Here is a 25,503-nt window from a genome sequence, read left to right on the forward strand (position 1 = left end):
GTCAGGTGACTACGTTGTCATCGCGACGCACCGTTGTCATCCCAGGCTCTGTGAAGAAGGCGGGCGTCGTTGACTTGCGGGGCGTCGCCGACGAAGGTCCGGCCTTGTTTTCCGGGGAGTTCGCCTTGACCGCCATCCTGCACGCCATGTTGGGCAAGGGCCTGGGCGGCCTGGAGCAGGTGTTCCTCGACTACCAGCCGATCCTGGAGGCCTACGCCACCCGGCATGGCGGCGTGGCCACCGGCGTGGTGCGGCGCGGCGGCAAGGTCGCCGCCCAGCAGGTCGATCGCGTCCCGCCGCTGGCGACCCTGCCGGCCTATACCGACTGGGACCCGATCACCCTGGGCGCGGCCCGCGGGATCGTCCGGGCGACCGCGCCCGACCTGATCCTCAGCCACGGCCAGCGGCCGGCCCGCCTGATGGCCAAGGTCGCGCCGGCCAAGACCGTGCTGGCGATCTGCGTGCACAAGCCGGCCTTCGACGTCGAGACCGCCCGCACCCACTATGTCTGCGTCGGCCAGCATCTGGCCGACCTGGCGATCGAGCGCGGCGTGCCACCCGAGCGCGTCCACTTCGTGCCCAACGCGGTGAAGCCGCCGACTAGCCTGGCCGCGCCGTTTCGCGATGGAGTCTGCGCGCCGCGCATCGTCGCCGCCGGCCGCCTGCATCCCAAGAAGGGTTTCGACGTGCTGATCGCCGCCCTGGCGATGTTGCGCGATCAGGGTCAGGCCTTCGACTGCGAGATCGCGGGGGAGGGCGACGAGCGTCCCAAGCTGGAAGGGCTGATCGCCGAGCACGGGCTGGAGGGCCGGGTGCGCCTGGTCGGCTGGCGCGGCGACGTCTCGGCCTTCCTGGCGACCGGCGACGTCTTCGCCTTCCCGTCGTACCAGGAGGGTTTTCCGCTGGTGCTGCTGGAGGCCATGGCCGTGGGCCTGCCGGCCGCCTCGTCGGCGATTCCCGGGCCCGTCGAGATGATCGCCGAGGGGGAAGACGGCGTCCTGGTTCCGCCCGGCGACCCGGCCGCCCTGGCCCAGGCCCTGGCCGGCCTGATCGCGGCGCCGGAAAAGGCCGTCGCCCTGGGCGCGGCGGCGCGCGCCAAGGTCTTGGCCGACTATGGCCCGGAAAGCCTGAAGCGACGTCTGGACGCGGTGCTAAATCTGATGTTCGGACGGACTTGAAGCCGCCCCCGCTTTGCGCTTATAAGCCCGCCTCCGCTTCGTGCGGCTGGGTAGCTCAGATGGTTAGAGCGGTGGATTCATAACCCACAGGTCGGCGGTTCGATCCCGCCCCCAGCCACCACCTCGGGTCTTGATGGCCCTGGAAGCCAGGCGGTTTCCCAAAATCGACGGACGGCCGCGCGAAATGCGCGCGACCAATGCAAGGCTTAGTCCTGAAAATACCGCCGGCGAACGCCTCGTCGCTTGCGGCGCATCGAGTCGATGCGCGGCGCGAGGCTCGGCCAGGCCAGCATGCCGAGCAGGAACACGATAAAGAACGTCGAAATCCACATAGTCACGCGAACGGCTCCTGGCTTGCGAGCGCCTCCTCCCCTTTGCCGTCTTCTGTTTATGGTTTTGTGTCGGCGGTCCGACCGTCAAGGAACGCCTTGGCCAAAATAGGGCTCCTTGACCATGGGCGAAACCGCGATGGCCGATTTTTCATGAGCCGTCTGTCGGATTGCGGGGTTCCTGATCGTCCTGGCTACGACAAGGTGCGCAGCCCGATGCTCTATGCCATTCTTTGCTACAACTTCGAGGACGCGATCGGGGCCTGGACCCTGGCGGAGGACGCCCTGGTCATGGCGCGACTCGGGCTGGTCGAGGCCGGGCTGGCCGCCGCCGACCGGCTGGGGGCCGTGGCCCGGCTGCTGCCGACGACCGCCGCCGTCACCCTGCGCAAGGGGCGATCCGACGGGAGCCGCGAGCATCTGGTGATCGACGGGCCGTTCGCCGAGACCAAGGAGCAGCTGTTGGGGTTCTACGTGGTCGAATGCGGAAATCTGGACGCGGCCATCGACGTGGCCCGCGACCTGGCCGTGGCCAATCCCGATCGCGGCGCCTACGAGATCCGTCCGCTGGCCGTCTATCGCCCCGGGGATCTGACCGAGACACGGGCCCTGATCAAGGGGATCGGGGCATGACCATCGCCAATATCGACGCGGCCTGGATCGACGCGGCCCTGACCGCGGCGCGGCCCCAGGCGGTGGCGGCCCTGCTGCGCTATTTCCGCGACCTGGACACCGCCGAGGAAGCCTTCCAGGACGCCTGCCTGCGCGCCTTGAAGGCCTGGCCCAAGAACGGTCCGCCGCGCGACCCGACCGCCTGGCTGATCCTGGTCGGCCGCAACGCCGCCCTGGACGGGGTACGCAAGCAGAGCAAGTCCGCGCCCCTGCCGCCCGAGGAACTGATCTCCGACCTGGAGGACGCCGAGGCGGCGCTGGTCGACCGGCTGGACGGCGAGCACTATCGCGACGACGTGCTGCGGTTGCTGTTCATCTGCTGCCATCCCGACCTGCCGGCGACCCAGCAAGTGGCCGTGGCCCTGCGGATCGTCTCGGGTCTTTCGGTGCGCCAGATCGCCCGCGCCTTCCTGGTCGGCGAGTCGGCGATGGAGCAGCGCATCACCCGCGCCAAGGCCCGGATCGGCGCGGCCGACGTGCCGTTCGGGGCGCCCAACGCGGAAGAGCGGGCCCAGCGCCTGACGGCCGTGGCGGCGATGATCTATCTGGTCTTCAACGAGGGCTATTCGGCGGGCGGCCAGGAGATCCTGACGCGCGGCTCGCTGTGCGACGAGGCCATTCGCCTGGCCCGCCTGCTGCTGCGCCTGTTCCCCAGTGAGCCGGAGATCATGGGCCTGACCGCCCTGCTGCTGCTGCAACATGCTCGCGCCCCGGCCCGGTTCGACGCCGAGGGCGCGGTGGTGCTGCTGGAGGACCAGGATCGGTCCTTGTGGAACGGGCGGATGATCGCCGAGGGCCTGGCCCTGATCGACAAGGCCGTGCGCCATCGCCGGCCCGGACCCTATCTGGTGCAGGCCGCGATCGCCGCCGAGCACGACCGCGCCGAGCGCGCGGAAGACACCAGCTGGGCGCGGATCGACCTGCTGTACGGCGACCTGGAGCAACTGGCCCCGTCGCCGGTGGTCACCCTGAACCGCGCCGTGGCGGTGTCGAAGGTCGCCGGCCCCGAAGCGGCCCTGGCGATGATCGAGCCCCTGGCGCCAAAGCTATCGGGCTATTTCCACTTCTTCGGCCTGAGAGGCGGGCTGCTGTTGCAGCTGGGGCGGCGGGAGGAGGCCCGCGTCGCCTTCGACCAGGCCATCGCCCTGGCCAACACCGCCCCCGAGGCCGCCCACATCCGCCTGCACCTGGACCGGCTGATGCGGGAAGGGGCGGGCGGCTAGGGGGCGGGCCAAGAACGCCGCAAAAAACCCCTGGCCTTTGTCGGATCAGTGGGACCTCGTCCGTCCTAGGGCTACGCAAGACGGGAGAAACGACCATGACCGACACGCAACCGCAAATGCCGCCCCTGCCGGCCGTCTCCGGCGGCATCGTGCCCTATCTGTCGCCGAGCAACGCCGGCCAGGCCGCCGACTTCTACGTCAAGGCCTTCGCGGCCGAGGACCTCTATCGCATTCCGCCGGACGAGCAGGGCCGGACCATGCACATCCACCTGCGGATCAACGGCAATTCGCTGATGCTGTCGGACTTCTATCCCGAGCACGGCTACGCCTTCGAAAAGCCCGCCGCCTTCACCCTGCACCTGCAGGTCGACGACGTGGACGCCTGGTTCGAGCGGGCGGTCGCGGCCGGCTGCGAGGTGGTGCTGCCGGTGCAACTGATGTTCTGGGGCGACCGCTATGGCCAGCTCCGCGACCCGTACGGCTTCCTGTGGTCGATCGCCACGACGCCCAAGGCCTGAGGCGCCGGAGAAGGGGACCACCATGTTCAGGATCATCGCCATCGTCGTCGTCGTCGCGATCGTCGCCCTGCTGGGCTACGCGGTGACCAAGCCCGACACCTTCCACGTCGCCCGTTCGATCGTGATCAAGGCTCCGCCGGAAAAGATCTACGCCCTGCTCGACGACTTCCATGCGTGGAGGGGTTGGTCGCCCTACGAGAAGCTCGACCCGGCCATGACCCGCACCTATGGCGGTCCGGCCCGAGGGCTGGGCGCGACCTACGCCTGGACCGGGAACGGCAAGGCCGGCGCCGGGCGCATGGCGATCGTCGAGGCCGCCGCGCCGTCGAAGCTGCAGATCAGCCTGGACTTCACCAAGCCGTTCGCGGCCCACAATGTGGCGATCTTCACCCTGGCGCCCGAAGGCGACGCCACCCGCGTCACCTGGGCCATGGACGGACCCTCGCCCTTCTTCTTCAAGCTCATGGACGTGGTCTTCAACATGGACCGGATGTTGGGCAAGGACTTCGAGGCGGGCCTGGCCGACCTCAAAGCCAAGGCCGAGGCCTAGCGCGGCCCTGGCGGGGGCTCAGGTCTCCGCCAGAATCAGCACCATCACTCCGTCCGCCGAGCCGTCGCGCAGAATGGGGGCCAGCGACAGCTCGACCGGGCGTTCCTCGCCGGCCTTGACCAGCAGGGCCGTCTCGACGCTCGCGGCGGAACCGCCCTGCAGCACCTTTTCCAGCGCCAGGGTGAGGGCGCGGCGATCGGCGGGACGGACGATGTCGGTCAGACGGCAGTCGAGCAGTTCGACGCGGGAGAACCCCGACAGATGCAGGAAGTCGTCGTCCATCTCGGCCAGCACGCCCCGGATGTTCAGCCGGGCCACGGCCAGTCGGGGCGCGGCGGCGGTCGCCGCCCGCATGGCCCGCGCATGGCGCAGGCGATTGCGCAGGTTATGCTCCTCGGTGCGGTTGGCGAACAGGGCCGCCACGCCGCCGGGATAGGGGAAGACGCGAACCCCGTAGCAACGGCCGGGCTGGACGGTGGAGTCGGCCTCGAACTCGACCGCCTCGCCCGTGCGCAGCACGCGGCGCATCTGTTCGGCGATCACCGCTTGGGTCGGCAGGGGGAACAGCTCGCCCCAGCTGGCCCCGACCAGTTGGCTGGCGCTGCGGCCGACCAGGGCCTCGAACACCGGATTGACCTTGGTGACCCGCAAGGTCGGGTCCAGGGCGATGAAGCCCTCGGCCATGTGCTCGAGCAGAGCTTCGCGACAGGTCTCGACGAGGCGCACCTCCTCGCTGCCGCCGGCCGTCGGCGTGTCGTTCCAACTGGCGTAGCGGTCGGCCGAAAGCAGTACGACGCGTGGGCGGCCGTGGTGGGTGATGATGACCGGGCTGATCAGAGCAGCGTCCTGCCACTGGCCGAAATTGCGGCTGACCTCGCCAGCCGTGGCCTGTGTAGCGGGAACGTCGTTTTTCATGGCCACCCCAGAAAATACGGAGAATCCGACTTCTCCGCTTAAGAAGCGACTTGGCTGTTACGCGCCTCTACTTTTGCGACGCTATCATCGCGTGGGTTGAGCCACAACAAAGCTAACCACCCCTTGGGCGAGACAGGCTGTCGCCGTGAAGTGCGGAAATTACGTATTTTCCGGGTAAACTCGGCTGCATCCAAGCTGGCGCCATCCTGATCCCGCAATCTTCACGGGAGAGAAGGGCGCCATGGAACGGGCCAACCAAAAGCAGACGACGAATCAGCGCTTCGCGAAGGACCAGTCCGGAGCGACGGCGGTGGAGTTCGCTTTTCTCGCCCCGGTGCTGATCTTCATCATGATGGGGATCACCGGCTACGGCGGCTATTTCTGGATGTCGCACTCGGTGCAGCAACTGGCCAACGATGCGGCCAGGGCGGCGATTCCGGGAACGACCGCCGCCGAACGCGCCAGCCTGGCCAAGGGCGTCGTCGCCGCCAGCGCCAGCGACGCCCAGCTGATCCCGGCCAAGGTCTCGACCGTGGTGGCCGAGCGCGACGGCCGCCTGACCGTGGCGGTGACCTACGACGCGGCCCAATCCTTCGCCTACGCCGTGCGCGGCATCACGCCGATGCCGCCGGAGCAGATCCGCCGCAAGGCCGCCGTGCAACTGGGAGGCTATTGAGCGTCCCATGCGTGGTTCGTGGCGTTGGTTCAAGGCGGACTTCGGACGGGATCGTCGCGGCGGGGTGGCGGTGATCACCGCCGCGTCCCTGACGATGATCCTGGCCCTGGCCGCCCTGGCGGTCGACATGGGCTGGATCTATCTGCAGAGCCGTCGGCTGCAGGGCGTCGCCGATCTGGCCGCCATGTCGGCGGCCAACGACATCAGCCGCGCCCAGGTCGCGGCCGAGGCGACCGTGGCGGCCAATGGCGACGGCTGGCGCACGCCGCCGAAGACCACGATCACCCTGGGGCGATACACCCGCGACGCCGCCATTCCGGTCGACAAGCGGTTCCAGCCGACCGCGCTGGATCCCGACGCGGTCAAGGTTTCGGTCGGCAGCGAGGCCGAGCTGTTCTTCGGCGGGGCGCTTCTGGGCAAGGCCTCGGTGCCGATCCGTCGCCAGGCGACGGCCGCGCGGGCCGACGTGGCCGGCTTCTCGATCGGCTCGCGCCTGCTGAGCCTGAAGGGCGGCATGGTCAACAGCCTGCTCGGCGACCTGACGGGCAGCCAGGTCAATCTGTCGGTGATGGACTACAACGCCCTGGCCGACGCCGACGTCAGCCTGTTCAAGTATCTCGATGCGGTCGCCACGCGCGCCAACGTCAAGGCCGCGACCTATGACCAGGTGCTGCAGACCAAGCTGACCACCGGACAGGCGCTGCAGGCCCTGGCCGACACCCTGGCCGCGGCCGGCGAGTCCCAGGCCGCCTCGGCCACGCGGACGCTGGCCCTGTCGGCGGGCGACCGGACGGCAGCGCATCTGAGCGCCGTGGCGTCGGTCGGACCGTACGGCGCCCAGGACCACGTGTCCGGCGGCGCGGCGGCCACCGTGTCGCTCACCGCGATGGACCTGGCCCAGGCGCTCCTGCAGGCCGGCCAGGGCGATCGCCAGGTCAAGTTGGACCTGGGAACCAGCGTGCCCGGCCTGGTCGACACCGACGTCTGGCTGGCGATCGGCGAGCCGATGAACAACGCGCCCTACATGACCGTCACCCAGAACAAGACCGTGGTCGTGCGCACCAGCCAGGCGAGGGTCTATGTCGACGCCAAGCTCCTGGGATCGGGCCTGCTGGGGGGCCTGGCCCAGGTGCGCCTGCCGATCCTGGTCGAGCTGGCGTCCGGCGAGGCGCGGCTCAAGGAGATCGACTGCGGACACAAGGCCGCCTCGCTGGAGGTCAAGCCCAGCATCGGCTCGCTGAAGATCGGCGACATCGACCTGAACACGCTGGACGACTTCAAGCGGCCCCTGACGGTGGGGCCCGCCCAACTGGTCAAGGCGCCCCTGTTCACGGTGAGCGGCAAGTCCAACGTCGCGATTGGCGGCGCGGCCTGGCAGACCGTGGCGTTCAGCGACGCCGACGTGAAGGCCCACGCGGTCAAGACGGTGAAGACCAACGACACCCTGACCTCGACCACGGCCTCGCTGCTGTCCGACCTCGACCTGAATGTCGACTTCCTCAACCTGATCCATGTGGGCCTGGGCGACAGCGCGATCCTGGCGGCGCTGAAGCCGCTGCTGACCGCCGCCGCCGCGCCCCTGGACGGGGTGATCAACTCGCTGACCGATATGCTGGGCCTGGGCGTCGGCGAGGCCGACGTGCGGATGAACGGCCTGCGATGCGGCGTCGCCGCCCTGGTCGCCTGATGACCGCGACATTGTTTTCAACGCGCATGCATGGAGTAACGCGATGAGCGCCCTCGACTGGCCCGGCCTGGAATCGCTGGAGTTCGACGCCCCCCAGCGCGCCTTCGGCCGCAAGGGGGAGGCGCCGGCTCAGTCGGTCGAGCATTCGCTGTTGCACGAGCCGGCCCCGCCGCTGGACATCCGCGCCCGGCTGCACACGATCTGCGCGCTCTACGCCAACGCCCGCTCGCCCGCCCAGCGCGTGGCCCTGCTGGAGCAGCTGGAGGGCATGGCCCTGGAGGCCGCCCACCTGCTGGCCGTGGACCTGCTGCGCAACGGCTGGCGACCGGACTGACGTCTCAGCAGTCGAGGAACTTCACCTCCGAGGCGGCGTGGCGCATGTCGCTGGGCGTGAAGAGGCTGGACAGACCCAGCAGCGCCGGGCGGCCGGGCATGCGAAACACCGGCAGGTCGGCCAGATAGGAACTCATCCGCCCCTTGGCCCGGTAGCGCCGCGCGAAGGCCTCCAGGTCCAGCAACTCGTCGATCGCCTCGAGCAGGGGGCTGTTGAGGAACACGCCGCCGCGCGCCGCGAACAGCAGGGCCATGTCGCCGGCGAAGCCGCCCAGCAGGCCGCTGAAGATCGAGATCGCTTCGCGCGCCTGGGCGTCGCCGGCGCGCGCCCGATCTATGACAACGTTGTCATTTTCGGGCGCGGCAAGAGGATTTCCGTCACCGACCAAAGCGCAATGGATGTCGCTCAGGCCTTCCTTGGACAGCAGCCGTTCGGCGGAGACGTCGCCACGCCGGGCGCGGACGGCCGAGAAGATCGGCGCCTCACGGGCCTCGACCGGGCAGAAGTCCATGTGGCCGCCCTCGCTGGGCACCGCCAGCCAGCCGTCGCCGCGTAGAGGGGCCAGGCCGGCCACGCCCAGGCCGATGTCGGGACCCAGCACGGCGATGGCGCCGTTGCGGGCCGCCTTGCCGGGATGGATCACGCTCAGCTTCGCCTCGGCGACCTTGGGCGCGCCCATGGCGCAGGCCGTGAAGTCATTGACCAGATAGACCCTGGGGGTGCGCAGGACGTGACGCAGCCAGGTCAGCGACACGCTCATGCCGGTGTTGGTCAGGGTCACCGCGCCCTCGATCTCCGGGCCAGCGGCGCTGACCGCCGCGCCCACCAGTTCGTTCGGACCCAGTTCGGCCAGGACCGCCTTGAGGCTCGCTTCCAGCTCCCGCGAGGTGGCGCCGGGCAGGACGCGGTGCTCGCCGGGCGTGTCGCCGGGGCGAGCCAGGGCGATGATCAGGTCGCGACCGGTCACGTCGGCCAACAGCGCTACGCCGTGGGTCATCAGGCAGTCCTTTTCGTTTCCTCGATAGGCCGGTCTTCGCCGGTTGGAGACCATCATAGCGCGGGCCGGTTACTCGCAAAATAACCGTGTTCTGCCTGCGGTTCCCCGGCGCGGCGTCTGGGGATAACCGGGGCTGGCGCCTTGGTCAGCGGTAAATAAACCCTTTCGTTGCACCGCCGATTAAGGTCGCCGCGCGTTGGTACGGGTATGTCGAAGTTTGGTTCTGACGGGGCTTTCGACCGGCGCGCCGGTCCCCGAACCGCGATGCAACATCCCGGGAAGGTGCTGTGCGGCGCCTTCGCGTGGGATTGCATCGTGCGTGACCAATCCGACACCGGCCTGCGTATCCAGATGCTGTCCAGCGCCACGCCGCCGGGCAATGTCCAGCTGGTCGATCTGGCCAGCGGCTACGCCCATGACGTGAAGGTGGTCTGGCAGAAGGACCGCGAGTTCGGCCTGAAGATCGTCAAGAGCCACGACCTGCGCGGCCTGGCGCCGTCCGCCCTGCAGACGGCCAAGCGCATGTGGCAGGCCAGCCAGGGCCGGGTCTCGGCCAGCTAGAGGGCAGGGCCGCGCGACCCAGCACGAATTCCCTTCATGGGTGTATTTCGTATTGACTCAACCAAGTGGTTTGAACAACCTTCGCGACGACCTCAGGTGGTGGCGCGCCTTTCCGCGCACCGCGTCACGAGGTCGACCGCCGGAAGGTACGAGCCATGTCGACGCCCCAGACCGCGCAGGTCTACATCACCAACACCACCGACGGTAACGCGGCGATCACGCTGTGGCACAACAACTCCGACTACGGGACCGAGAGCGGCTCGTGGACGGCGGGACCGGGCCAGACGGTCGGTCCGCTGACCGTGCATTTCAAGACGGGCTTCGGCTCGTGGACGGTGCTCGACTACTGGGCCTGCGAGATCAACGTGACCAGCGGCTCGACGCCGGGTCTCTACGAGAGCAGCGGCGTCCTACAGTACAGCGACTGGAAGGAATGCCAGCTGCAGGGCAAGGACGCCGGCAAGAACCTGACCTTCACGGTCAACAGCCAGACCTTCGTCATCAACCTGGACTCCGGCGGCACCTCGACGCCGATGAACCCGGTCGACCAGGTGACCGCCCAGGCCTACGTCACCAACAACACCGACGGCAACGCGATCATCACGCTGTGGCACAACAACAGCACCGACGGCACGCAGTGCGGCACGTGGACCGCCGCGCCGGGCCAGCAGGTCGGCCCGCTGACGGTCGCGTTCCGGCTGGGCCTGGATGTGGCCCTGGTGCTGGACTATTGGGCCCTGAAGCTGGTGGTGCAGGACGGCTCGACCCCGGGCGTCTACCAGAGCGCGGGCTCGGCGATCGACAATCTCTGGAAGGAATGCCAGCTGCAGTCGGCGGACGCCGGCCAGAACCTGGGTTTCACGGTCGACGCCAACACCTTCACGATCAACCTGCCCTCGGGCGGCACGTCGACGTCGATGACCCGGACCGGTCCCTATGCGGTGGTCGACAACGTCTTCGTGCTGATGCTGGAGAACCACTCGTTCGACAACATGTTCGCCCTGTCCGGCATTCCGGGCATCACGGCGGCCACCCCATCGGACAGCAACAGCTATAACGGCGCGCCCTACTATGTCGGCGGCTCGGCCCCGTCGGCCATGCCGACCGATCCGGGCCACGAGTTCGCCGACACCGTCGAGCAGCTGTGCGGGCAGGGGGCCGTCCACACGCCCTGGCAGCCCTACAACCAGCCGATCAACAACAGCGGCTTCGTCGCCAACTACGCCACGACCACCACCGAGATCACCTCGGGCAATCCCAGCCTGCCGACGGCGTCGGAATACGGCGACGTCATGCTGTGTTTCGACACGCCGACCCAACTGCCGGTGATCTACCAGCTGGCCACCACCTTCGCCCTCTGCGACCAGTGGCACGCCTCCATCCCCGGCCCGACCTGGCCCAACCGGTTCTTCGTGCACGGGGCCTCGTCGGCGGGCTGGGCGGACTCGCCCGGGGCGCTCCAGATCGGCCAGTGGATCGCGCCCCTGGGCGGGGGCTTCACCTATCCCAGCGGTTCGTCGCTCTTCGACAAGGTCGTGGCCAACAACCAGCAATGGCGCATCTACGCCGACGAGAGCGGTCCGATCGCCGGCGGCGTGCCCCAGGTGGCGGCGCTGAAGAACATCGTGTGGAAGTACAACACCGAGTCCTTCTCGTCGTTCGCCTCGGACGTCCAGGGGCCGTACCCTTACGCCTACACCTTCATCGAGCCCAACTACGGCGACGTGACCAGCGGCGACTACGAGGGCGGGTCTTCACAGCATCCCATGGACTCGACGGCTGGCGGCGAGGGGCTGATCAAGGCGACCTACGAGGCGATCCGCAATTCACCGGTCTGGAACCGCAGCCTGCTGATCATCACCTATGACGAGCACGGCGGCTTCTACGACTCCGTGGCCCCGGGACCCGCCCCGCCGCCGAACGACGGCAGCCCGCAGGACCTGTCGATCAATTCGGGCGGCTTCCTGTTCGATAACTACGGCGTGCGGGTGCCCGCGGTGATCGTCTCGCCGCTGATCGCCCAGGGCGTCGTCGACAACACCCTCTACGACCACGCCTCGGTCTCGGCGACGCTGCAGGCGCTGTTCGGCCTGACCCCGATGACCCAGCGCGACGCCGGCGCCAACAACGTCTTGTCCCTGCTGTCGCTGTCGACCCCGCGCACGGACTGTCCGACCGTGCTGAACAATCCGGCCAGTCTGGCGGTGGCCGCGCCCCGGGCCGCCGTCGCGGCGACCTCGGCCGACGCGCCCTTGCCCGAGGAGGGCAATGTCCACGGTTTCCTGCAGATCCTGGCCAAGACCGACATCGCGCTGACGCGCGGCGATCCGGCCGAGAGCGCCGCGATCCAGGCCCGCGTGGCGGCGATCAAGACCGCCGGCGAGGCCGAGGCCTACGCCAAGGAGGTGTCGGCCAAGGCCAGCCTGGCCGGGGCCAGCCGCCGCGCCGCGGTCGCGCCGCCGCGCCTGGCGACATGACGCCCAAAACGATCGAGCCCCGGCGAGGGATCGCCGGGGCTCGAACGGACTAGCTACTGTTCTTGCCGGCCTTAGGCGGCGGCGTCGGCCCGGGCGGCTTCTTCAGCCATCGCGCGGACCAGATCGAGCACTTGGCGACGTACGCGACCACGGCCGATCTTCGGGAACACTTCGGCCAGTTCCAGACCCTCGGGGGTGGTCAGGAATTCCTGGACGATACGTTCGGCCTGTTGGCCGATCTCGTCGCCGTCCGAACCGTCCATCGGGTCGGCCAGGCCGTCGAAGAAGAACGACACCGGGACCTGCAGGGTCTTGGCGATCTCATACAGCTTGGAGGCGCTCACGCGGTTGGCGCCACGCTCGTACTTCTGCACCTGCTGGAAGGTCAGGCCCAGCGAGTCGGCCAGTTGTTCCTGGCTGACGCCCAGAAGCTTGCGACGCATACGGACACGGCCACCGACGTGCAGGTCCACGGGGTTCGGGCGCCGGCCCTCGGTTTCTTCGCTCAAGTTTCGCCTCCAAAGGTTGTCCGCTTACCATGCCACGTCCAACACGTTCATGGAACGTTGGGCAGGCAAAGCGCGGCGTTAGGTCGCTGAGGTTTAGCTTATTAACCCCAAGCTCACGCTAACGCACGGAGGTACACGCCCAGATCTAGGCGATTTCCAGGCAAAATTGTTTCAGTAGCGCTGCAATGCCTAGACGTTGAGTCGGTCCGTCGGCGGGTTGGCGTCGTGGTCGGCCCAGAGGCGGCGGCCGTCGCCGGAGCCGTCGGTGAGGCGGTAGAAGGTCTCCGCCGCCAGGGCTTCGTCGCGCGCCGAACCGGGGCCGAACTGCGGAACCCGGGCGTTGGCCAGCTGGCGTTGAACCTCGGCCAGGCCGCCGAAAGCGCGCAGGTCCAGCGCGTCCACGTGATAGCCCGCCGGACCGGCGATCCCCAGCGACTCGCGCAGGCGGTCCAACAGCGAGCGCGACACGGTCAACTCCATTCCGGCCGCCACGCCCAAGGCATAGGGGCGCGGAACGCCCACCAGCCGGACGTCGATCGGCGCGTTCAGGGCGCTGGGATAGAGCGCCATGTCGATCACGCCGACGATGCGCTCCACGCCGTTGACCAGGGCCAGTTCCATCGCCGCCGCCCACAGGGCGCACACGCGCGAGCGGTCGTCAGGACGGACGCGGTCGCGATAGGCCCGGGTCGTGAACAGGCCCGTCGCTTCCCAGACCTGGGGGCCGGTCATCAGCGGCTGGCCCGGGGCGATCAGGTCCGCGAACCGATCGGCCAGCAGGCTGCGCTGCTGGGTCGGATCCAGCCGCAGTGCGGCTTCAAGTCGCAGGGCGTCGTCGAACGCCAGCAGGTGGATGGTCCCGTCGTCATCGTCATCGTCATCGAGGACGACCAGGTCGACCCAGCCGTCCTTGCTCGCCAGCTGCTCGCGGCGCTGGGCGCGCAATGCGGCCAGCTCTCGCGTGTAGAAGCGCCGGTTCTCCGACGTGACGATGTGGATCATGTTCCAGCCCCGGTTCGATGGGGGCATTAGGCGGCACGCCGCGTCCGCGGGCGATAGGCCAAACGGCCTATGGCCTTGCCAGCGGGCGTCGCCGGGCGGAACATCGGTTCATGGCTAGCCCCGATCAGACGGAACGCTACCGCACCTTCGCGGCGTTCTACCCGTTCTACCTGACCGAACACCACAACCGCGTCAGTAGACGGCTGCACGTGATCGGCACGACCCTGGTCATCGCGGCCCTGGTCTGCGGTCTGGCCGTCGACTGGCGGTTCTTCGTCGCCGCGCCCCTGGTCGGTTAAGGCTTCGCCTGGGTGGGCCACTTCGTGTTCGAGAAGAACCGGCCGGCCACGTTCAAGTACCCGCTCTACAGCCTGGCGGGCGATTTTCGGCTGTGGTTCGAGGTAGTGACGGGCAAGCGACCGTTCTAGTTTCTCTTCGCAATCGCGATATTGCGTCGCAGCAAAACCCGGTTCATGATCGTTGGTAAGTCCAGAGCAAAATGGGCAAGAACGATAAACGGGAAGCGCAGGATGACAGCCAAGCCGTTCCAGCACGCTCCTGACGCGCCTTGGATCTTCCGCACCTATGCGGGGCATTCCACGGCCGAGAAATCCAACGCGCTGTATCGGGCCAACCTGGCCAAGGGCCAGACCGGCCTGTCCGTCGCCTTCGACCTGCCCACCCAGACCGGCTACGACGCCGACCATATCCTGGCGCGCGGCGAGGTCGGCAAGGTGGGCGTGCCGATCAGCCATATCGGCGACATGCGCCAGCTGTTCGACCAGATCCCGCTGGAGCAGTCCAACACCTCCATGACCATCAACGCCCCGGCCGCCTGGCTGCTGGCGATGTACGTGGCGCTGGGCGACGAGCAGGGGGCCGACCGCAAGCTGCTGCAGGGCACCACCCAGAACGACCTGATCAAGGAATACCTCAGCCGCGGCACCTACATCTTCCCGCCGGGCCCGAGCCTGCGGCTGATCGGCGACATGATCGCCTGGTGCTATCGCGAGGTTCCGAAATGGAACCCGATGAACGTCTGCAGCTACCACCTGCAGGAGGCCGGCGCGACGCCGGAGCAGGAGCTGGCCTTCGCCCTGGCCACGGCGATCAGCGTGCTCGACACCGTGCGGGCCGGCGGCCAGGTGCCCGAGGAAGACTTCGAGATCGTCGCCTCGCGCATCAGCTTCTTCGTCAACGCCGGCGTGCGGTTCGTGACGGAACTCTGCAAGATGCGGTCGTTCACCCGGCTGTGGGATCAGATCCTGCTGGAGCGCTACGGCGTGCAGGACAAGAAGGCCCGGCGCTTCCGCTATGGCGTGCAGGTCAACAGCCTGGGCCTGACCGAGCAGCAGCCCGAGAACAACGTCTACCGCATCCTGATCGAGGCCCTGGCGGTCACCCTGAGCAAGGACGCCCGCTGCCGGGCCTTGCAACTGCCGGCCTGGAACGAGGCGCTGGGTTTGCCGCGTCCGTTCGACCAGCAGTGGTCGCTGCGCCTGCAACAGGTGCTGGCCTACGAGACCGATCTCTTGGAATACGAGGACCTGTTCGACGGCAGCCACGTGGTCGAGGCCAAGGTGGCCGAGCTGTCGAAGGGCGCGCTGGAACAACTGGCCCTGATCGACGAAATGGGCGGGGCCCAGAACGCCATCGACTACATGAAGAAGGCGCTGGTCTCCTCCAACGCCGCGCGGGTGCGCTCGGTCGAGACCGGCGACATGACCGTGGTCGGCGTCAACCGCTGGACCGACAGCGAGGCTTCTCCCCTGGCGGCCGGCGGCAAGGCCATCGAGACCGTGGATCCGCTGCTGGAAGCCGGCGTCGTCGAGCGGCTCAAGGCCTGGCGCGCGGTCCGTGATCCGGTCGCCGCCGAGGCCGCCCTGGTCGACCTGAAAGCCGCCGCCGCCGATGGCCGAAATATTATGGAACCCTCGATTATAGCCGCCAAGGCCGGCATCACCACCGGCGAGTGGGCCGGAGCCCTGCGCGAGGTGTTCGGCGAATATCGCGGCCCCACCGGCGTGGCCGTCGTGGTCTCCACCGGCGAGGCCGAGGACGTCGAGGCGGTGAAGGCCGAGGTCGAGCGCGTGTCCCAGGTGCTGGGCCGCACCCTGACCTATCTGGTCGGCAAGCCGGGCCTGGACGGCCACTCCAACGGCGCCGAACAGATCGCCACCCGGGCCCGCGCGGTCGGCATGGACGTGATCTATGACGGCATCCGCTCGACGCCGGAAGAAATCGTCCGCCGCGCCAAGGAAGGCCGCGCCCACGTGGTGGGCCTGTCGATCCTGTCGGGCTCGCACCTGGACCTGGTGCAGGAAGTCATCCGCGTAATGCGCGCCGAAGGTCTGGGCCACATCCCCGTGGTGGCCGGCGGCATCATCCCCGAAGACGACGCCCTGATCCTCAAGCAGATGGGCGTGGCGCGGATCTACACCCCCAAGGACTTCAAGATCACCGAGATCATGGGGGATGTGGTCAAGCTGGTGGAAGCGGCGGCGCTGGCTGAGGTTTAGTCGCGTCCCAGCCGCCAGGCCGCCGCCAGTCCTACGACCGCCAACGGCGCGAACGCGTAGAACAGCCACAGCCCGTGGGCCACGCCGTTCGCCGGCTCGACGCCGTGGGCGAAGCCCAGGGCGTTGGCCAAGGCGCCCGCCGCCGCCGCGCCGACAGCGCCGCCGATCAGCTGGGTGGTGGGCACCGCGGCCGAGGCCAGGGGCTGTTCCTCGAGCGGCGCGCCGCCGATCACCCGCTTGGCCAGGAACGCCCAGCAGATCCCGAAGCCGCTGCCCAGGGTGACCATCGACAGGGTGATCCCGACCAGGCCGCCCAGCACCATCTCGTAAGCGCCCCAGGCCACGCCGGCCACGATCACCACGGCGCCGATGCGGATCGCCAGGCCCTCGTGCCGGGGCTTCAGCCCGGCGACCACGAACGAGAAGGCCGTCCAGCCCGCCGCGATGCCGCCGATCACATAGCCGCTCAGCAGCGGATCGGCGCCGTGCAGCACCTGGATGAAGGTGGGGCCATAGACCGAAAAGCCGACCGTGGCGGCCTCGCAGAAGAAGATCACCATCAGGCCCAGGCCGGTGGCGGTGGCCAGGTCGCCGGCCGCGCGGGGCAGCAGGCGGTCGGCGGTGCGATTGTTGACCAGCAGCATGGCGGCCATGGCCAGGGCGCCCAGCACCGCGCAGACGGCCGCCGTCACCTGTCCGGGCACGACGCCGGCGGCGGCGATCAGGGTCACGCCGACGGTCAGCAGGGCCAACTGCCGCCCGGGGATGCGTCCGCCGTCCGGCGCCTTGGGCGCACTGGGCACCATGACCAGCACCGCGCCGACGAAGATCACGGCCTGGACCACGAAGAACCAGAACGCGCCGCGCCAGAAGCCCGCCTCGGCGAACAGCCCGCCGCACAACGGGCCGAGTAGGGTCGCCGCGCCCCAGACGCCGGCGATCGCGCCATAGACGCGCGGCCACAGGCTTTCGGGGAACATGGCGCTGATCGCCACGTAGCACAGCGAGACGATCGCCCCCGCGCCCAGGCCCTGGACCAGACGCCCGGCCACGAACATCAGGAACTCCGGCGCGCAGGCCCCCATGGCGCAGCCGATCGCATAGACCACGCCGGCCAGGGCGGTGGCGCGCCTCAGGCCGAAGCGGATCGACAGCTTGCCCGCGCAGGCGCCGGCCAGGATCGAGCCCAGCAGGAAGGCGGCGATCGACCAGCCGAAATACTGATAGCCGCCGATCTCCTTGGCGACGCTGGGCATGATCGTCACCGTCACCAGGGTGTCGGCGGCGTTCAGCCAGATGCCCAGGCACAGCAGGGCGAAGCGCGGAGCCAGTTCGGCGTTCAGCAGGCCGCGCCAGCTGTTCGAGGGGGTCATGGGCGTCTCCAGGGAGGCGCTTGATGCCTGTTCCCGGCCCGGGAGCCAAGCTTCAAACCCTCCAGCTTCCGGGCGAGGGTTGTTTAGCGCGCGGTCCTAAGGCAAGGCTTGGCCATTAACCCTTTCAGGCGCTCCCCCGCCCATGGCCTATCGCGTCCCGCGCCATCCGCGCGTCGAGCACCGCACGCGCCATCAGAACCGCCTGGCGGGGCTGACGGCGCTCGTGCTGCTGTGGTCGCTGGTGCTGGTCATGGCGCTGGTGGCCGAGCGCGGCATCGCGCGCCAGCACCTGCCGTGGAAGCCGCTGAGCATCGTCGATCCGGTCGGCATGGCCACGCGGATCAAGGCCGCGCGGGCGGGCGCCGATCCCGCCGCGTGCCGAGCGATCCTGCACAAGGCCGGCCTGACCTATGTCGACCTGCCGGAGAAGACCGACGGCGGGTTCTGCACGGTGCGTGACGCCCTGCAGATCGAGAGCGGGATGGCGCCCTTGTCGCCCACCGACGCGCCCATGGCCTGCAAGGAGGCGCTGGCCCTGTCGATCTGGGAGCGTCAGGTGGTGCAGCCGGCCGCCTATGAGGTGCTCGGCCAGGGCGTGGTCGGGCTGGAGCACTACGGCACCTATTCCTGCCGTCGGATGTACGGCAAGGCCGAGGGCCCGGTCAGCGAGCACGCCAGCGCCGACGCCATCGACCTGGCCGGCTTCAAGCTGGCCGACGGCCAGACGGTCTATGTGGCCCGCGACTGGAACGATCCGGGCCCCAAGGGCCAGTTCCTGCGCCGGGTGCGCGATGGGGCCTGCCGGGTGTTCATCACCACCCTGAGCCCCGACTTCAACGCCGAACACCACGACCACTTCCACCTGGACATGCACGGCTGGAACAAGTGCGCGTGAGGTAGGGACAGGCGCATGCGCCTGTCCCCGATCGGTGATCACATCGTCCGCGCCACTTCGGCCATCTGGTCGGCGACGACGCCCCAGCCTTCGTGGAAGCCCATCTGCTCATGGGTCTTGCGATCCTCGACGGTCCAGTGGCGGGCGGTGGCGGTGTAGCGGGTCGTGCCGTCGCCCAGATCGTCGAATTCGACGGTCGCGACCATGAACGGCTTTCCGGCCGGGACCCAGGCCGGGCTGAAGGCGTCGGTGAAGACCAGGCGCTTGTTCGGAACGACCTCGAGATAGACGCCCGGGTTGGGGACCTCCTCGCCGTTTGGACCCTTCATGACGATCAGGCTGGAGCCGCCGGCGCGGATGTCCATCTCGGCGTGCGAGACGGTCCAGGGCTTGGGGCAGAACCATTCGTGCATGCGCTCGGGCGTGGTCCAGCACTTGAACAGCTTGTCGGCGGGCACGTCGATGATGCGGGTCAGAACCAGTTCGCGCTCGGCGATCGGGGAGGGGGCGGGGGCGTTCATGGCGTCTCTCCGGAAGGGGTCGTGGTGTTGTGCCCGAAGGACGGACGGCCTGTCCCGTCCCCGACAAGGTGCGCGAGAAAATTTGTCGATGCTTGACCCGCTGGCCACGCTGGGGCCAATGTGCGGTCAATTCAAACAATCGTTTTGAAAGCTTCGGGAACCGCCGCCATGACCAGCCTCTTCGACCTCACCGGCAAGGTGGCGATCATCACCGGCAGTTCGCGGGGCATCGGCAAGGCCATCGCCCAGCGCATGGCGCAGCAGGGCGCCAAGGTGGTGATCTCCTCGCGCAAGGCCGGGCCCTGCGACGAGGTCGCCGCCGAGATCAACGCCCAGCACGGCGAGGGTACGGCGCTGTCGGTTCCCGCCAACATCGCCTCGAAAGACGACCTCCAGCGCCTGGTCGACGAGACGAAGCTGGCGTTCGGCCAAGTCGACATCTGCGTCTGCAACGCCGCGTCCAACCCCTATTACGGACCGCTGGGCGGCATCGCCGACGAGCAGTTCCGCAAGATCCTGGACAACAACATCATCAGCAATCACTGGCTGATCGGCATGGTCGCCCCGGAAATGCGGGCGCGGAAGGATGGGGCGATCATCATCGTCAGCTCGATCGGCGGCCTGCGCGGCAGCGTCACGATCGGGGCCTACAACATCTCCAAGGCCGCCGACTTCCAGCTGGCCCGCAACCTGGCCCACGAGTTCGGACCCGACAACGTGCGGGTCAACTGCATCGCCCCGGGCCTGATCAAGACCGACTTCGCCAAGGCCCTGTGGGACGATCCGGTCACCCTGGAGCGGGCCACCAGCGGCGTGCCCCTGCGCCGGATCGGCGAGCCGGACGAGCTGGCGGGCGCGGCGATCTACCTGGCCTCGAAGGCCGGAAGCTTCATGACTGGACAGGCCCTGGTGGTCGACGGCGGGGCGACAATCTAGAGTCTTCAAATCCGCTCATCCCGGCGAATGCCGGGACCCAGATGGATTAGCTTTGGGGTTGACGCCAAAAGCGTTGAGCTCTTCCAGTCAGCCACACCTCTAACGGATCTGGGTCCGGGCGTTCGCCGAGATGAGCGGAGTCATCAAGGCGCCGAGCGTCACTTTCGTGACGGTCAAAAGGGGCAATTTTTCCCGCCATGGCGATGGCTAGCGACCGAACGTCGCGCGGCGGCGATCTTAACTTTGAATACAGGCCCTTTTCGTACCTTGCCAAGGTTCACCAGGAAACCTCGGCTTGCGGCGCTACGTCCTGTTCCTCGCGGCGATCGCAACCCTGTTGACCGCGACCGGCGGCCAAGCCTTCGCCCTTTCGGCGCAGTCGGCCAAGCTGGACGCCCTGTACCGCGAAGTCAGCCGCGACGAGATCAAGCCGCCGGCCCGCGAGAACGACGACATCGAGCGCGTGGGGCGCCGGGCGCTGAGACAGCATGGCGAAAAGCGCCTGTATGGCCTGTGGTCGGTGCTCTACGCCTACAAGAGCAACCAGGTCGAGCCGCAGTTCGACGACTGGGCTCGCCGCGTGCGACGCCTGGCCAAGGACGACAACGACGCCGAACTGCTGGCGCTGGTCGACCTGTTGCAGACGGCCTACCGCCACGAGTCGGGCGGTTTCCGCACCTTCAACGACGCCGACTGGGTCCGCTACATGGACCGCTCGGGCCCCAACATTCGCATGATGGCCGCGGTCGAGCGCATCCGCACCCTGGGCCGTTCGGGGCAGTGGGCCGACGCCTCGCGCCTGGCCGCCGAGGTCATGGGGCAGCTGGAGCGCAAGGGCCCCATCGCCCGACCGCTGCTGGCCGAGGCCCACCAGGTGCATTCCTACACCCTGTCCTATATCGGCGATAAGGAAGGCGCGCTGGACCACATGAGCCAGGCCGCTCGCCTGGACGAGGGCAACGCGTTCTACATGCGCAAGGTCGAGCGCATCTACGACATCGCCTACACCGCCGCCGAGGTGGGCGAGCTGGACGCCGCCGAACACTTCGCCAGCGTGCACCACCACATGACCCAGGCGGCCGGCGATCCGGACCTGAAGACCTGGGATCGCTATCTGTGCGCTCGCATCGCCAACGCCCGCCACGCGCCGGCCCGGGTGCTGCGGTGCCTGGACGCCGGAGCCTTCGAGATCGCCCGCCCGACCAACCGCCTGACCGGCCTCAGCCTGCGCCTGCGCGCCCAGGCCCAGGCCGAGTTGGGCGACCCGGCCGCTGCCCGGGCCGACCTGGACGTGATCCGCGCCATCCCGGTCGAGACCCTGGAGCGCGACCCGCAGGCCGAGCTGCTGCTCAGCGCCTATATCGCCCTGGCCGAGCATCGCGGCGAGGACGCCTTCCGCCTGCTGGATCAATGGCGCCGGCAGGACCACGAGAAGACCCAGGCCGCCCTGTCGCGCAACGGCGCCCAGATGGCTTCGGCCCTGGAGACCGAGCTGCGGTCCAAGCGCGACGAAAGCCGTCGCCTGACCGCCGAAGTCGAGCTGAACCGCCGCCTGGCCCACGCCTCGATCATCATCGCCATGCTGCTGGGCGTGCTGGTGCTGGGCGGGGTGGGGTGGAGCTTCTATCTGCGCCGGGCCTCGGTGCGGCTGAAGGAGGCGCGCGGCCGGGCCGAGTCGGCCAACGAGGCCAAGTCCGCCTTCCTGGCCGTGATGAGCCACGAGCTGCGCACGCCGCTGAACGGCATGCTGGGCATGGCCCAGGCGCTTCGCACCGAAGCGCTGAACGCGCGCCAGCGCGAGCAGGTCGAGCTGATGATCGACAGCGGCGACACCCTGCTGGTGCTGCTCAACGACATCCTGGACCTGTCGAAGATCGAGGCGGGAAAGCTGGAGATCGCCCCGACCGCCGGCGACCTGGTCGGGGTGTGCGCCCGCCTGGTGGGCGGCTACCAGCCGACCGCGCGCGAGAAGGATGTCGAGCTGACCTTCACCGTGCTCGGCGAGCCGCCGCCGATGCTGATGTTCGACGCCGTGCGGGTGCGCCAGTGCCTGGCCAACCTGCTGTCCAACGCCCTGAAGTTCACGGTGGTCGGGCGGGTGGACGTGGCCCTGGCCTGGGCGCCCGATCCCCAGACGGGTCGCGCGGGCGTGCGCCTGACCGTCACCGACACCGGCATCGGCATGAGCCCGGCCACCCTGTCCAAGCTGTTCGGCGCCTTCACCCAGGCCGACGCGTCGACCACCCGCACCTTCGGCGGAACGGGCCTGGGTCTGAACATCACCCGTCGCCTGGCCGAGCTGATGGACGGCGAGATCCTGGTCGACAGCGGCGAGGGCCGGGGCTCGACCTTCACGCTGACCTTCCAGGCCGATGTCGCCGCCTCGGGCGCGACGGACGCCGGGGCCCCCGCCTTCGGCGCGGCCAGCGAGGACGAGGCCCTGTCGCCCCTGCACGGTCGGCGCGTGCTGGTGGTCGACGACCATCCGGTCAATCGCCGGGTCATCAAGCTGTTCCTGGCCCCGTTCGACTGTGACCTGGTCGAGGTCGAGAACGGCCGCGAGGCCTTGGACGCGCTGGAGGCCGAGGTGTTCGACCTGGTGTTGATGGACGTCAACATGCCGGTGATGGACGGGCTGGAGGCCACGCGCCGCCTGCGCCGTGATCCGCGCTGGACGACGTTACCGGTCGTCGCCCTGACCGCCGACGTCATGCGCACCCAGATCGACACCTGCCTGGAGGCCGGCATGGACGCCCACATCGCCAAGCCGATCGACCTGCGCGACCTGGTGTCGGTGCTGGTCCAGGTGCTGGACCGACGGGGCGCGAACCCCGCCGCCGAAAGCGCCCAGGCCTAGGCCGAAGCGGGGCGTGTCCGGCGGCCAAAAGCGCCGCGCAGATAAAGCTCGACCAGGATCAGGTTCGGGACCCAGGCCAGGAACGCCGACGCGCGATAGGCGTCCAGCGGATCCATGCCCAGCATCGGCAGCGCCACGATGTAGATCCGCAAGGTGACCGCGGCGAAGGTCATGGCGAACGAGCGCAGCATCCAGGCGCGGTGGTCGTCGAAGCGCCGCGCCACGGCCAGCCGCCAGCCCTGGAGGTTGGCCGTGATCCAGCAGACGGCGAGGCTGGCGAAGCCGGCCGTGGCGATGGGGCCCTTGGTGGAGCCGAACGCCATGATCAGCCCGCCGACCCCGCCACTCAGGCAGCCGATCACGTAGATCCGCCCCAGCACGCGGTGCAGGACGGGGAAGCGTCGCCGCACCCAGGGCAGGAACTGGACCGGGCCGACCAGCAGCGCCGTCGCCGCCCCCGCCACATGGACGTCCAGCCACGGCCGCGCGAACAGGTTGGCCAGGATGTCCGGCGCCAACGGCCCGATGCGCGGCAGATAGCGATAGGAAAACAGCGCCACGGCCGCGCTCAGCAGGGCGTACAGGGCCCAGAGGCTCCAGATCAGGGAACGGGTGAGGGGACGGGTCATGCGGATCTCCAGCGTTTGACGGAGATTGCGGCGCTCGCCGACCGGCGCTAGGCGAGGTTGCGTGAGCGGCGCCGATACTGCGCCAACGGTGCGGCGCTGGGGCGAGAGGCGATTTCGGGGTGACGATGCGGCCGGACCTTAGGGCGACCCTGAAGCGCGCGGCCGCCGACCTGGCGCTGCTGCTGGCGATCGGTCTGTTCATGGGCGCGGTCGGACCGTACGGCACCGGCCACCTGCCGCCTCGCCAGATCTATGTCTACTGGCTGGCGTGCATCGTCGGCGGCGGGCTGATCGGCGTGGCCATCGACGAGACGATCGGGCGGCGCGCGCGGGGGTTCTGGCGACGGCTGCTGGTGACCACCGTGCTGATGACGCCGCCCGCCACCCTGCTGGTGCTGATGAGCGGCCATGTCGTGGCGGGCGGGGCGCTGATCCTGTCGCGCTACTGGCCGCTGCTGTGGCAGGTGTTCCTGATCTCCATTCCGGTCATGGCCATCCGCGCCCTGGTCTGGCGCCGGCCGCCGCCGGTGGTCGAGACCCGGGTCGTGGTGGCGCCGCCCTTGCCCGAGGCCGAGGCGGTCTTCCGTCGGCGATTGTCGGCCAAGCGGCGGGGCGCGCGGCTGATCGCGATCGAGGCCGACGATCACTATCTGCGGGTCCACACCGACGTCGGAGCCGAGATGATCACCCTGCGCCTGGCCGTGGCCCTGGACGAGCTGTCGGGCGCGCACGGCTTCCAGACCCACCGCTCGTGGTGGGTGGCGGCCGAGGCGATCGAGGGCGTGCGCTGGCGACGGGGTGGCGGCGAGCTGCGCCTGGCCGGCGGCCTGGTCGCCCCGGTCAGCCGGACCCACGCGCCGACGCTCAAGGCGGCCGGCTGGTTCTGAACTAGGCGGGAAGGGCGGCGGGATCGGTGATGCCGAACAGCGCCCGCATCTGGTGGCGCTGATCCAGCAGGTCTTCCAGGGTGTACTTGTCGAGCACCGCGATGAAGGCTGCCGTGGCCTCGTTCAGCACGCGGGGCAGGGTGCAGGCCGGGGCGATCACGCACTGGCTGCAGTCGACCAGCTGGAAGCCTTCCTCGGTCTGGCGCACCACCTGGCCGATGACGATCTGGTCGGCGGGGCGCGCCAGGGTGATGCCGCCGTTGCGGCCGCGCACGGTGCGCACGAAGCCGGCCCGGCCCAGGTCCTGCACCACCTTCATCAGGTGGTTTTGCGAGATGTCGTAGAGGCCCGCGATCTCGCCGATCGAGGACAGGTCGCCGTCGTCGCGCGCCGCCAGGTGCAGCAGCACCCGCATGGCGTAGTCGGTGTAGCGCGTCAGGCGCATCGGAACTCCGGAACGCCGCCCCCTCCCTTCAAAAGCCGGGCTAAGGGCGATTACTTAAAACCAATATTTCCATTGCATGTTTCGCTTCGGGCTTATAGATGCATTTTTGACGCATCAATTAGGCTCCCGTCATGGACCCGAACCAAGCCGCCGAAATCGAAGCCGCCCTGCCGGCCCTGCTGGATCGCTTCTACGCTCGCGTCCGCGCCGACGCGGAGCTCGGTCCGGTGTTCAACGACGCCGTCGAGGACTGGGGTCACCACCTGGGGACCCTGGGCGATTTCTGGTCGTCGGTGATGCTGACCACCGGCCGCTACAAGGGCAATCCGATGGCTGTCCACCTCCAGCATGCCGACCGCATCCCTTCGGAGCTGTTCGGCCGCTGGCTGGCGATCTGGACGCGGACGACCAACGAGATGATGTCGCCGCCGGTCGCCGAGGCCATGCAGGCCAAGGCCGCGCGCATCGCCCAGAGCCTGGACGCGGCGTTGCATTTCCGCCTCCCCAAGGCCGCGCCGGTCGAGGCCGAAACGCCGACCTCCAAACCCTACCGCTCGACCCCGGTGTTCGACGACCAGACCCTGCCCCAGGCCCTGCGCCAGGCGCACACCACCAAGGCGGGCGTCTGGGGCGTGATCCGCGTGCTGGAGGGCTGCGTCCGCTACCGGATCGAGGCCCACGACCACGACGTGATCCTGTCGCCGGGCACGCCGGGCCTGGTGCGACCGCAGGAACCTCACCACGTCGAGCCGGTCGGGCCGATGCGGATGCAGGTCGAGTTCTACGACCACCAGCCGGCGCTCTAGCCGGCTC

The 25,503-nt window shown here is 68.7% G+C and carries 25 protein-coding genes, 1 tRNA gene and 1 pseudogene; 18 read left to right on the forward strand and 9 right to left on the reverse strand.

The features are described 5' to 3' along the window. The first annotated feature begins 125 nt into the window (after positions 1 to 125). Positions 126 to 1,178: a glycosyltransferase gene (locus G3M62_RS04405; protein ID WP_165185035.1), complete on the forward strand. Its 1,053-nt coding sequence runs from the start codon at positions 126 to 128 to the stop codon at positions 1,176 to 1,178. A gap of 44 nt (positions 1,179 to 1,222) precedes the next feature. Next, positions 1,223 to 1,299, forward strand: a tRNA-Met gene (locus G3M62_RS04410). An 85-nt stretch (positions 1,300 to 1,384) separates the two neighbouring features. Here the strand turns inward: G3M62_RS04410 and G3M62_RS26740 are convergent. After that, positions 1,385 to 1,516, reverse strand: a complete 132-nt coding sequence (locus G3M62_RS26740) for a hypothetical protein (protein WP_281360083.1) — start codon at positions 1,514 to 1,516, stop codon at positions 1,385 to 1,387. 207 nt (positions 1,517 to 1,723) lie between these two features. Here G3M62_RS26740 and G3M62_RS04415 point away from each other — a divergent pair, with 207 nt between their 5' ends. The 4 genes from G3M62_RS04415 (at position 1,724) to G3M62_RS04430 (ending at position 4,470) form a co-directional block, all read left to right on the forward strand. Further along, positions 1,724 to 2,140 (forward strand): YciI family protein, encoded by a 417-nt coding sequence (locus G3M62_RS04415; RefSeq protein ID WP_165191186.1) that lies wholly within the window; start codon positions 1,724 to 1,726, stop codon positions 2,138 to 2,140. Then, positions 2,137 to 3,402: an RNA polymerase sigma factor gene (locus G3M62_RS04420; RefSeq protein ID WP_165185037.1), complete on the forward strand. Its 1,266-nt coding sequence runs from the start codon at positions 2,137 to 2,139 to the stop codon at positions 3,400 to 3,402. The genes G3M62_RS04415 and G3M62_RS04420 overlap by 4 nt, the downstream gene beginning before the upstream one ends. 95 nt (positions 3,403 to 3,497) lie before the next feature. After that, complete coding sequence (locus G3M62_RS04425) at positions 3,498 to 3,920, forward strand: VOC family protein (RefSeq protein WP_165185038.1); 423 nt, start codon at positions 3,498 to 3,500, stop codon at positions 3,918 to 3,920. A gap of 22 nt (positions 3,921 to 3,942) precedes the next feature. Beyond that, on the forward strand, positions 3,943 to 4,470 hold the full coding sequence (locus tag G3M62_RS04430) for an SRPBCC family protein (protein WP_165185040.1): 528 nt from the start codon (positions 3,943 to 3,945) through the stop codon (positions 4,468 to 4,470). A gap of 18 nt (positions 4,471 to 4,488) precedes the next feature. Here G3M62_RS04430 and G3M62_RS04435 read toward each other — a convergent pair whose 3' ends face one another. Then, positions 4,489 to 5,385, reverse strand: coding sequence for a PAS domain-containing protein (locus tag G3M62_RS04435; protein ID WP_165185042.1), 897 nt, complete (start codon positions 5,383 to 5,385; stop codon positions 4,489 to 4,491). A 241-nt stretch (positions 5,386 to 5,626) separates the two neighbouring features. On the opposite strand from G3M62_RS04435, the gene G3M62_RS04440 reads away from it, so the two are divergent. The 3 genes from G3M62_RS04440 to G3M62_RS04450 are packed head-to-tail and all read left to right on the forward strand — an operon-like array spanning position 5,627 to position 8,082. Further along, the gene (locus G3M62_RS04440) at positions 5,627 to 6,061 is read left to right on the forward strand and encodes a TadE/TadG family type IV pilus assembly protein (protein WP_165185043.1); all 435 of its coding nucleotides are present in this window, start codon (positions 5,627 to 5,629) and stop codon (positions 6,059 to 6,061) included. Between the two features lie 7 nt (positions 6,062 to 6,068). Further along, positions 6,069 to 7,748, forward strand: coding sequence for a TadG family pilus assembly protein (locus G3M62_RS04445; RefSeq protein WP_246263468.1), 1,680 nt, complete (start codon positions 6,069 to 6,071; stop codon positions 7,746 to 7,748). A gap of 43 nt (positions 7,749 to 7,791) precedes the next feature. Beyond that, positions 7,792 to 8,082, forward strand: coding sequence for a hypothetical protein (locus tag G3M62_RS04450; protein ID WP_165185045.1), 291 nt, complete (start codon positions 7,792 to 7,794; stop codon positions 8,080 to 8,082). 4 nt (positions 8,083 to 8,086) lie between these two features. On the opposite strand, the gene G3M62_RS04455 is transcribed toward G3M62_RS04450, so the two are convergent. Continuing rightward, positions 8,087 to 9,079, reverse strand: a complete 993-nt coding sequence (locus G3M62_RS04455; protein ID WP_165185046.1) for a glucokinase — start codon at positions 9,077 to 9,079, stop codon at positions 8,087 to 8,089. 207 nt (positions 9,080 to 9,286) lie between these two features. On the opposite strand from G3M62_RS04455, the gene G3M62_RS04460 reads away from it, so the two are divergent. Beyond that, positions 9,287 to 9,640, forward strand: a complete 354-nt coding sequence (locus G3M62_RS04460; RefSeq protein ID WP_165185048.1) for a PilZ domain-containing protein — start codon at positions 9,287 to 9,289, stop codon at positions 9,638 to 9,640. 155 nt (positions 9,641 to 9,795) lie between these two features. After that, a complete protein-coding gene (locus G3M62_RS04465) occupies positions 9,796 to 12,117 on the forward strand; it encodes an alkaline phosphatase family protein (RefSeq protein ID WP_205691942.1) in 2,322 nt (773 codons plus the stop codon). Between the two features lie 71 nt (positions 12,118 to 12,188). On the opposite strand, the gene G3M62_RS04470 is transcribed toward G3M62_RS04465, so the two are convergent. Beyond that, complete coding sequence (locus tag G3M62_RS04470; protein WP_165185050.1) at positions 12,189 to 12,626, reverse strand: helix-turn-helix domain-containing protein; 438 nt, start codon at positions 12,624 to 12,626, stop codon at positions 12,189 to 12,191. A 189-nt stretch (positions 12,627 to 12,815) separates the two neighbouring features. Then, the gene (locus G3M62_RS04475; RefSeq protein WP_165185052.1) at positions 12,816 to 13,628 is read right to left on the reverse strand and encodes an acyl-homoserine-lactone synthase; all 813 of its coding nucleotides are present in this window, start codon (positions 13,626 to 13,628) and stop codon (positions 12,816 to 12,818) included. Between the two features lie 110 nt (positions 13,629 to 13,738). On the opposite strand from G3M62_RS04475, the pseudogene G3M62_RS04480 reads away from it, so the two are divergent. Together G3M62_RS04480 and G3M62_RS04485 are read left to right on the forward strand one after the other, a co-directional pair. After that, positions 13,739 to 14,056 (forward strand): annotated as a pseudogene (locus G3M62_RS04480) (Mpo1-like protein). Positions 14,057 to 14,158: 102 nt separating this feature from the next. Further along, entirely contained in the window at positions 14,159 to 16,147 is a 1,989-nt protein-coding gene (locus G3M62_RS04485; RefSeq protein ID WP_165185053.1) for a protein meaA, read from the forward strand. On the opposite strand, the gene G3M62_RS04490 is transcribed toward G3M62_RS04485, so the two are convergent. Next, positions 16,144 to 17,520: an MFS transporter gene (locus G3M62_RS04490; protein ID WP_165185055.1), complete on the reverse strand. Its 1,377-nt coding sequence runs from the start codon at positions 17,518 to 17,520 to the stop codon at positions 16,144 to 16,146. The genes G3M62_RS04485 and G3M62_RS04490 overlap by 4 nt on opposite strands. A gap of 142 nt (positions 17,521 to 17,662) precedes the next feature. Here G3M62_RS04490 and G3M62_RS04495 point away from each other — a divergent pair, with 142 nt between their 5' ends. Beyond that, complete coding sequence (locus tag G3M62_RS04495) at positions 17,663 to 18,415, forward strand: extensin-like domain-containing protein (protein ID WP_165185057.1); 753 nt, start codon at positions 17,663 to 17,665, stop codon at positions 18,413 to 18,415. A 38-nt stretch (positions 18,416 to 18,453) separates the two neighbouring features. Here the strand turns inward: G3M62_RS04495 and G3M62_RS04500 are convergent, their stop codons facing one another. Beyond that, the gene (locus G3M62_RS04500; RefSeq protein WP_165185058.1) at positions 18,454 to 18,936 is read right to left on the reverse strand and encodes an SRPBCC family protein; all 483 of its coding nucleotides are present in this window, start codon (positions 18,934 to 18,936) and stop codon (positions 18,454 to 18,456) included. 168 nt (positions 18,937 to 19,104) lie between these two features. Here G3M62_RS04500 and G3M62_RS04505 point away from each other — a divergent pair, with 168 nt between their 5' ends. Continuing rightward, a complete protein-coding gene (locus G3M62_RS04505; protein WP_165185060.1) occupies positions 19,105 to 19,872 on the forward strand; it encodes an SDR family oxidoreductase in 768 nt (255 codons plus the stop codon). A gap of 295 nt (positions 19,873 to 20,167) precedes the next feature. After that, positions 20,168 to 22,729 (forward strand): response regulator, encoded by a 2,562-nt coding sequence (locus tag G3M62_RS04510; RefSeq protein ID WP_165185062.1) that lies wholly within the window; start codon positions 20,168 to 20,170, stop codon positions 22,727 to 22,729. On the opposite strand, the gene G3M62_RS04515 is transcribed toward G3M62_RS04510, so the two are convergent. After that, a complete protein-coding gene (locus G3M62_RS04515) occupies positions 22,726 to 23,358 on the reverse strand; it encodes a DUF2306 domain-containing protein (protein WP_165185064.1) in 633 nt (210 codons plus the stop codon). The genes G3M62_RS04510 and G3M62_RS04515 overlap by 4 nt on opposite strands. 125 nt (positions 23,359 to 23,483) lie before the next feature. Between G3M62_RS04515 and G3M62_RS04520 the strand changes: the two genes are divergently transcribed. Then, positions 23,484 to 24,245, forward strand: coding sequence for a LytTR family DNA-binding domain-containing protein (locus tag G3M62_RS04520; protein ID WP_165185065.1), 762 nt, complete (start codon positions 23,484 to 23,486; stop codon positions 24,243 to 24,245). 1 nt (position 24,246) lies between these two features. On the opposite strand, the gene G3M62_RS04525 is transcribed toward G3M62_RS04520, so the two are convergent. Next, positions 24,247 to 24,690: an Rrf2 family transcriptional regulator gene (locus G3M62_RS04525; RefSeq protein ID WP_165185067.1), complete on the reverse strand. Its 444-nt coding sequence runs from the start codon at positions 24,688 to 24,690 to the stop codon at positions 24,247 to 24,249. A gap of 131 nt (positions 24,691 to 24,821) precedes the next feature. Between G3M62_RS04525 and G3M62_RS04530 the strand changes: the two genes are divergently transcribed. Further along, complete coding sequence (locus G3M62_RS04530; protein ID WP_165185068.1) at positions 24,822 to 25,496, forward strand: TehB-like domain-containing protein; 675 nt, start codon at positions 24,822 to 24,824, stop codon at positions 25,494 to 25,496. Positions 25,497 to 25,503 lie beyond the last annotated feature (7 nt).

It is taken from the genome of Caulobacter soli (genome assembly GCF_011045195.1).
Classification (GTDB): Bacteria; Pseudomonadota; Alphaproteobacteria; order Caulobacterales; family Caulobacteraceae; genus Caulobacter; species Caulobacter soli.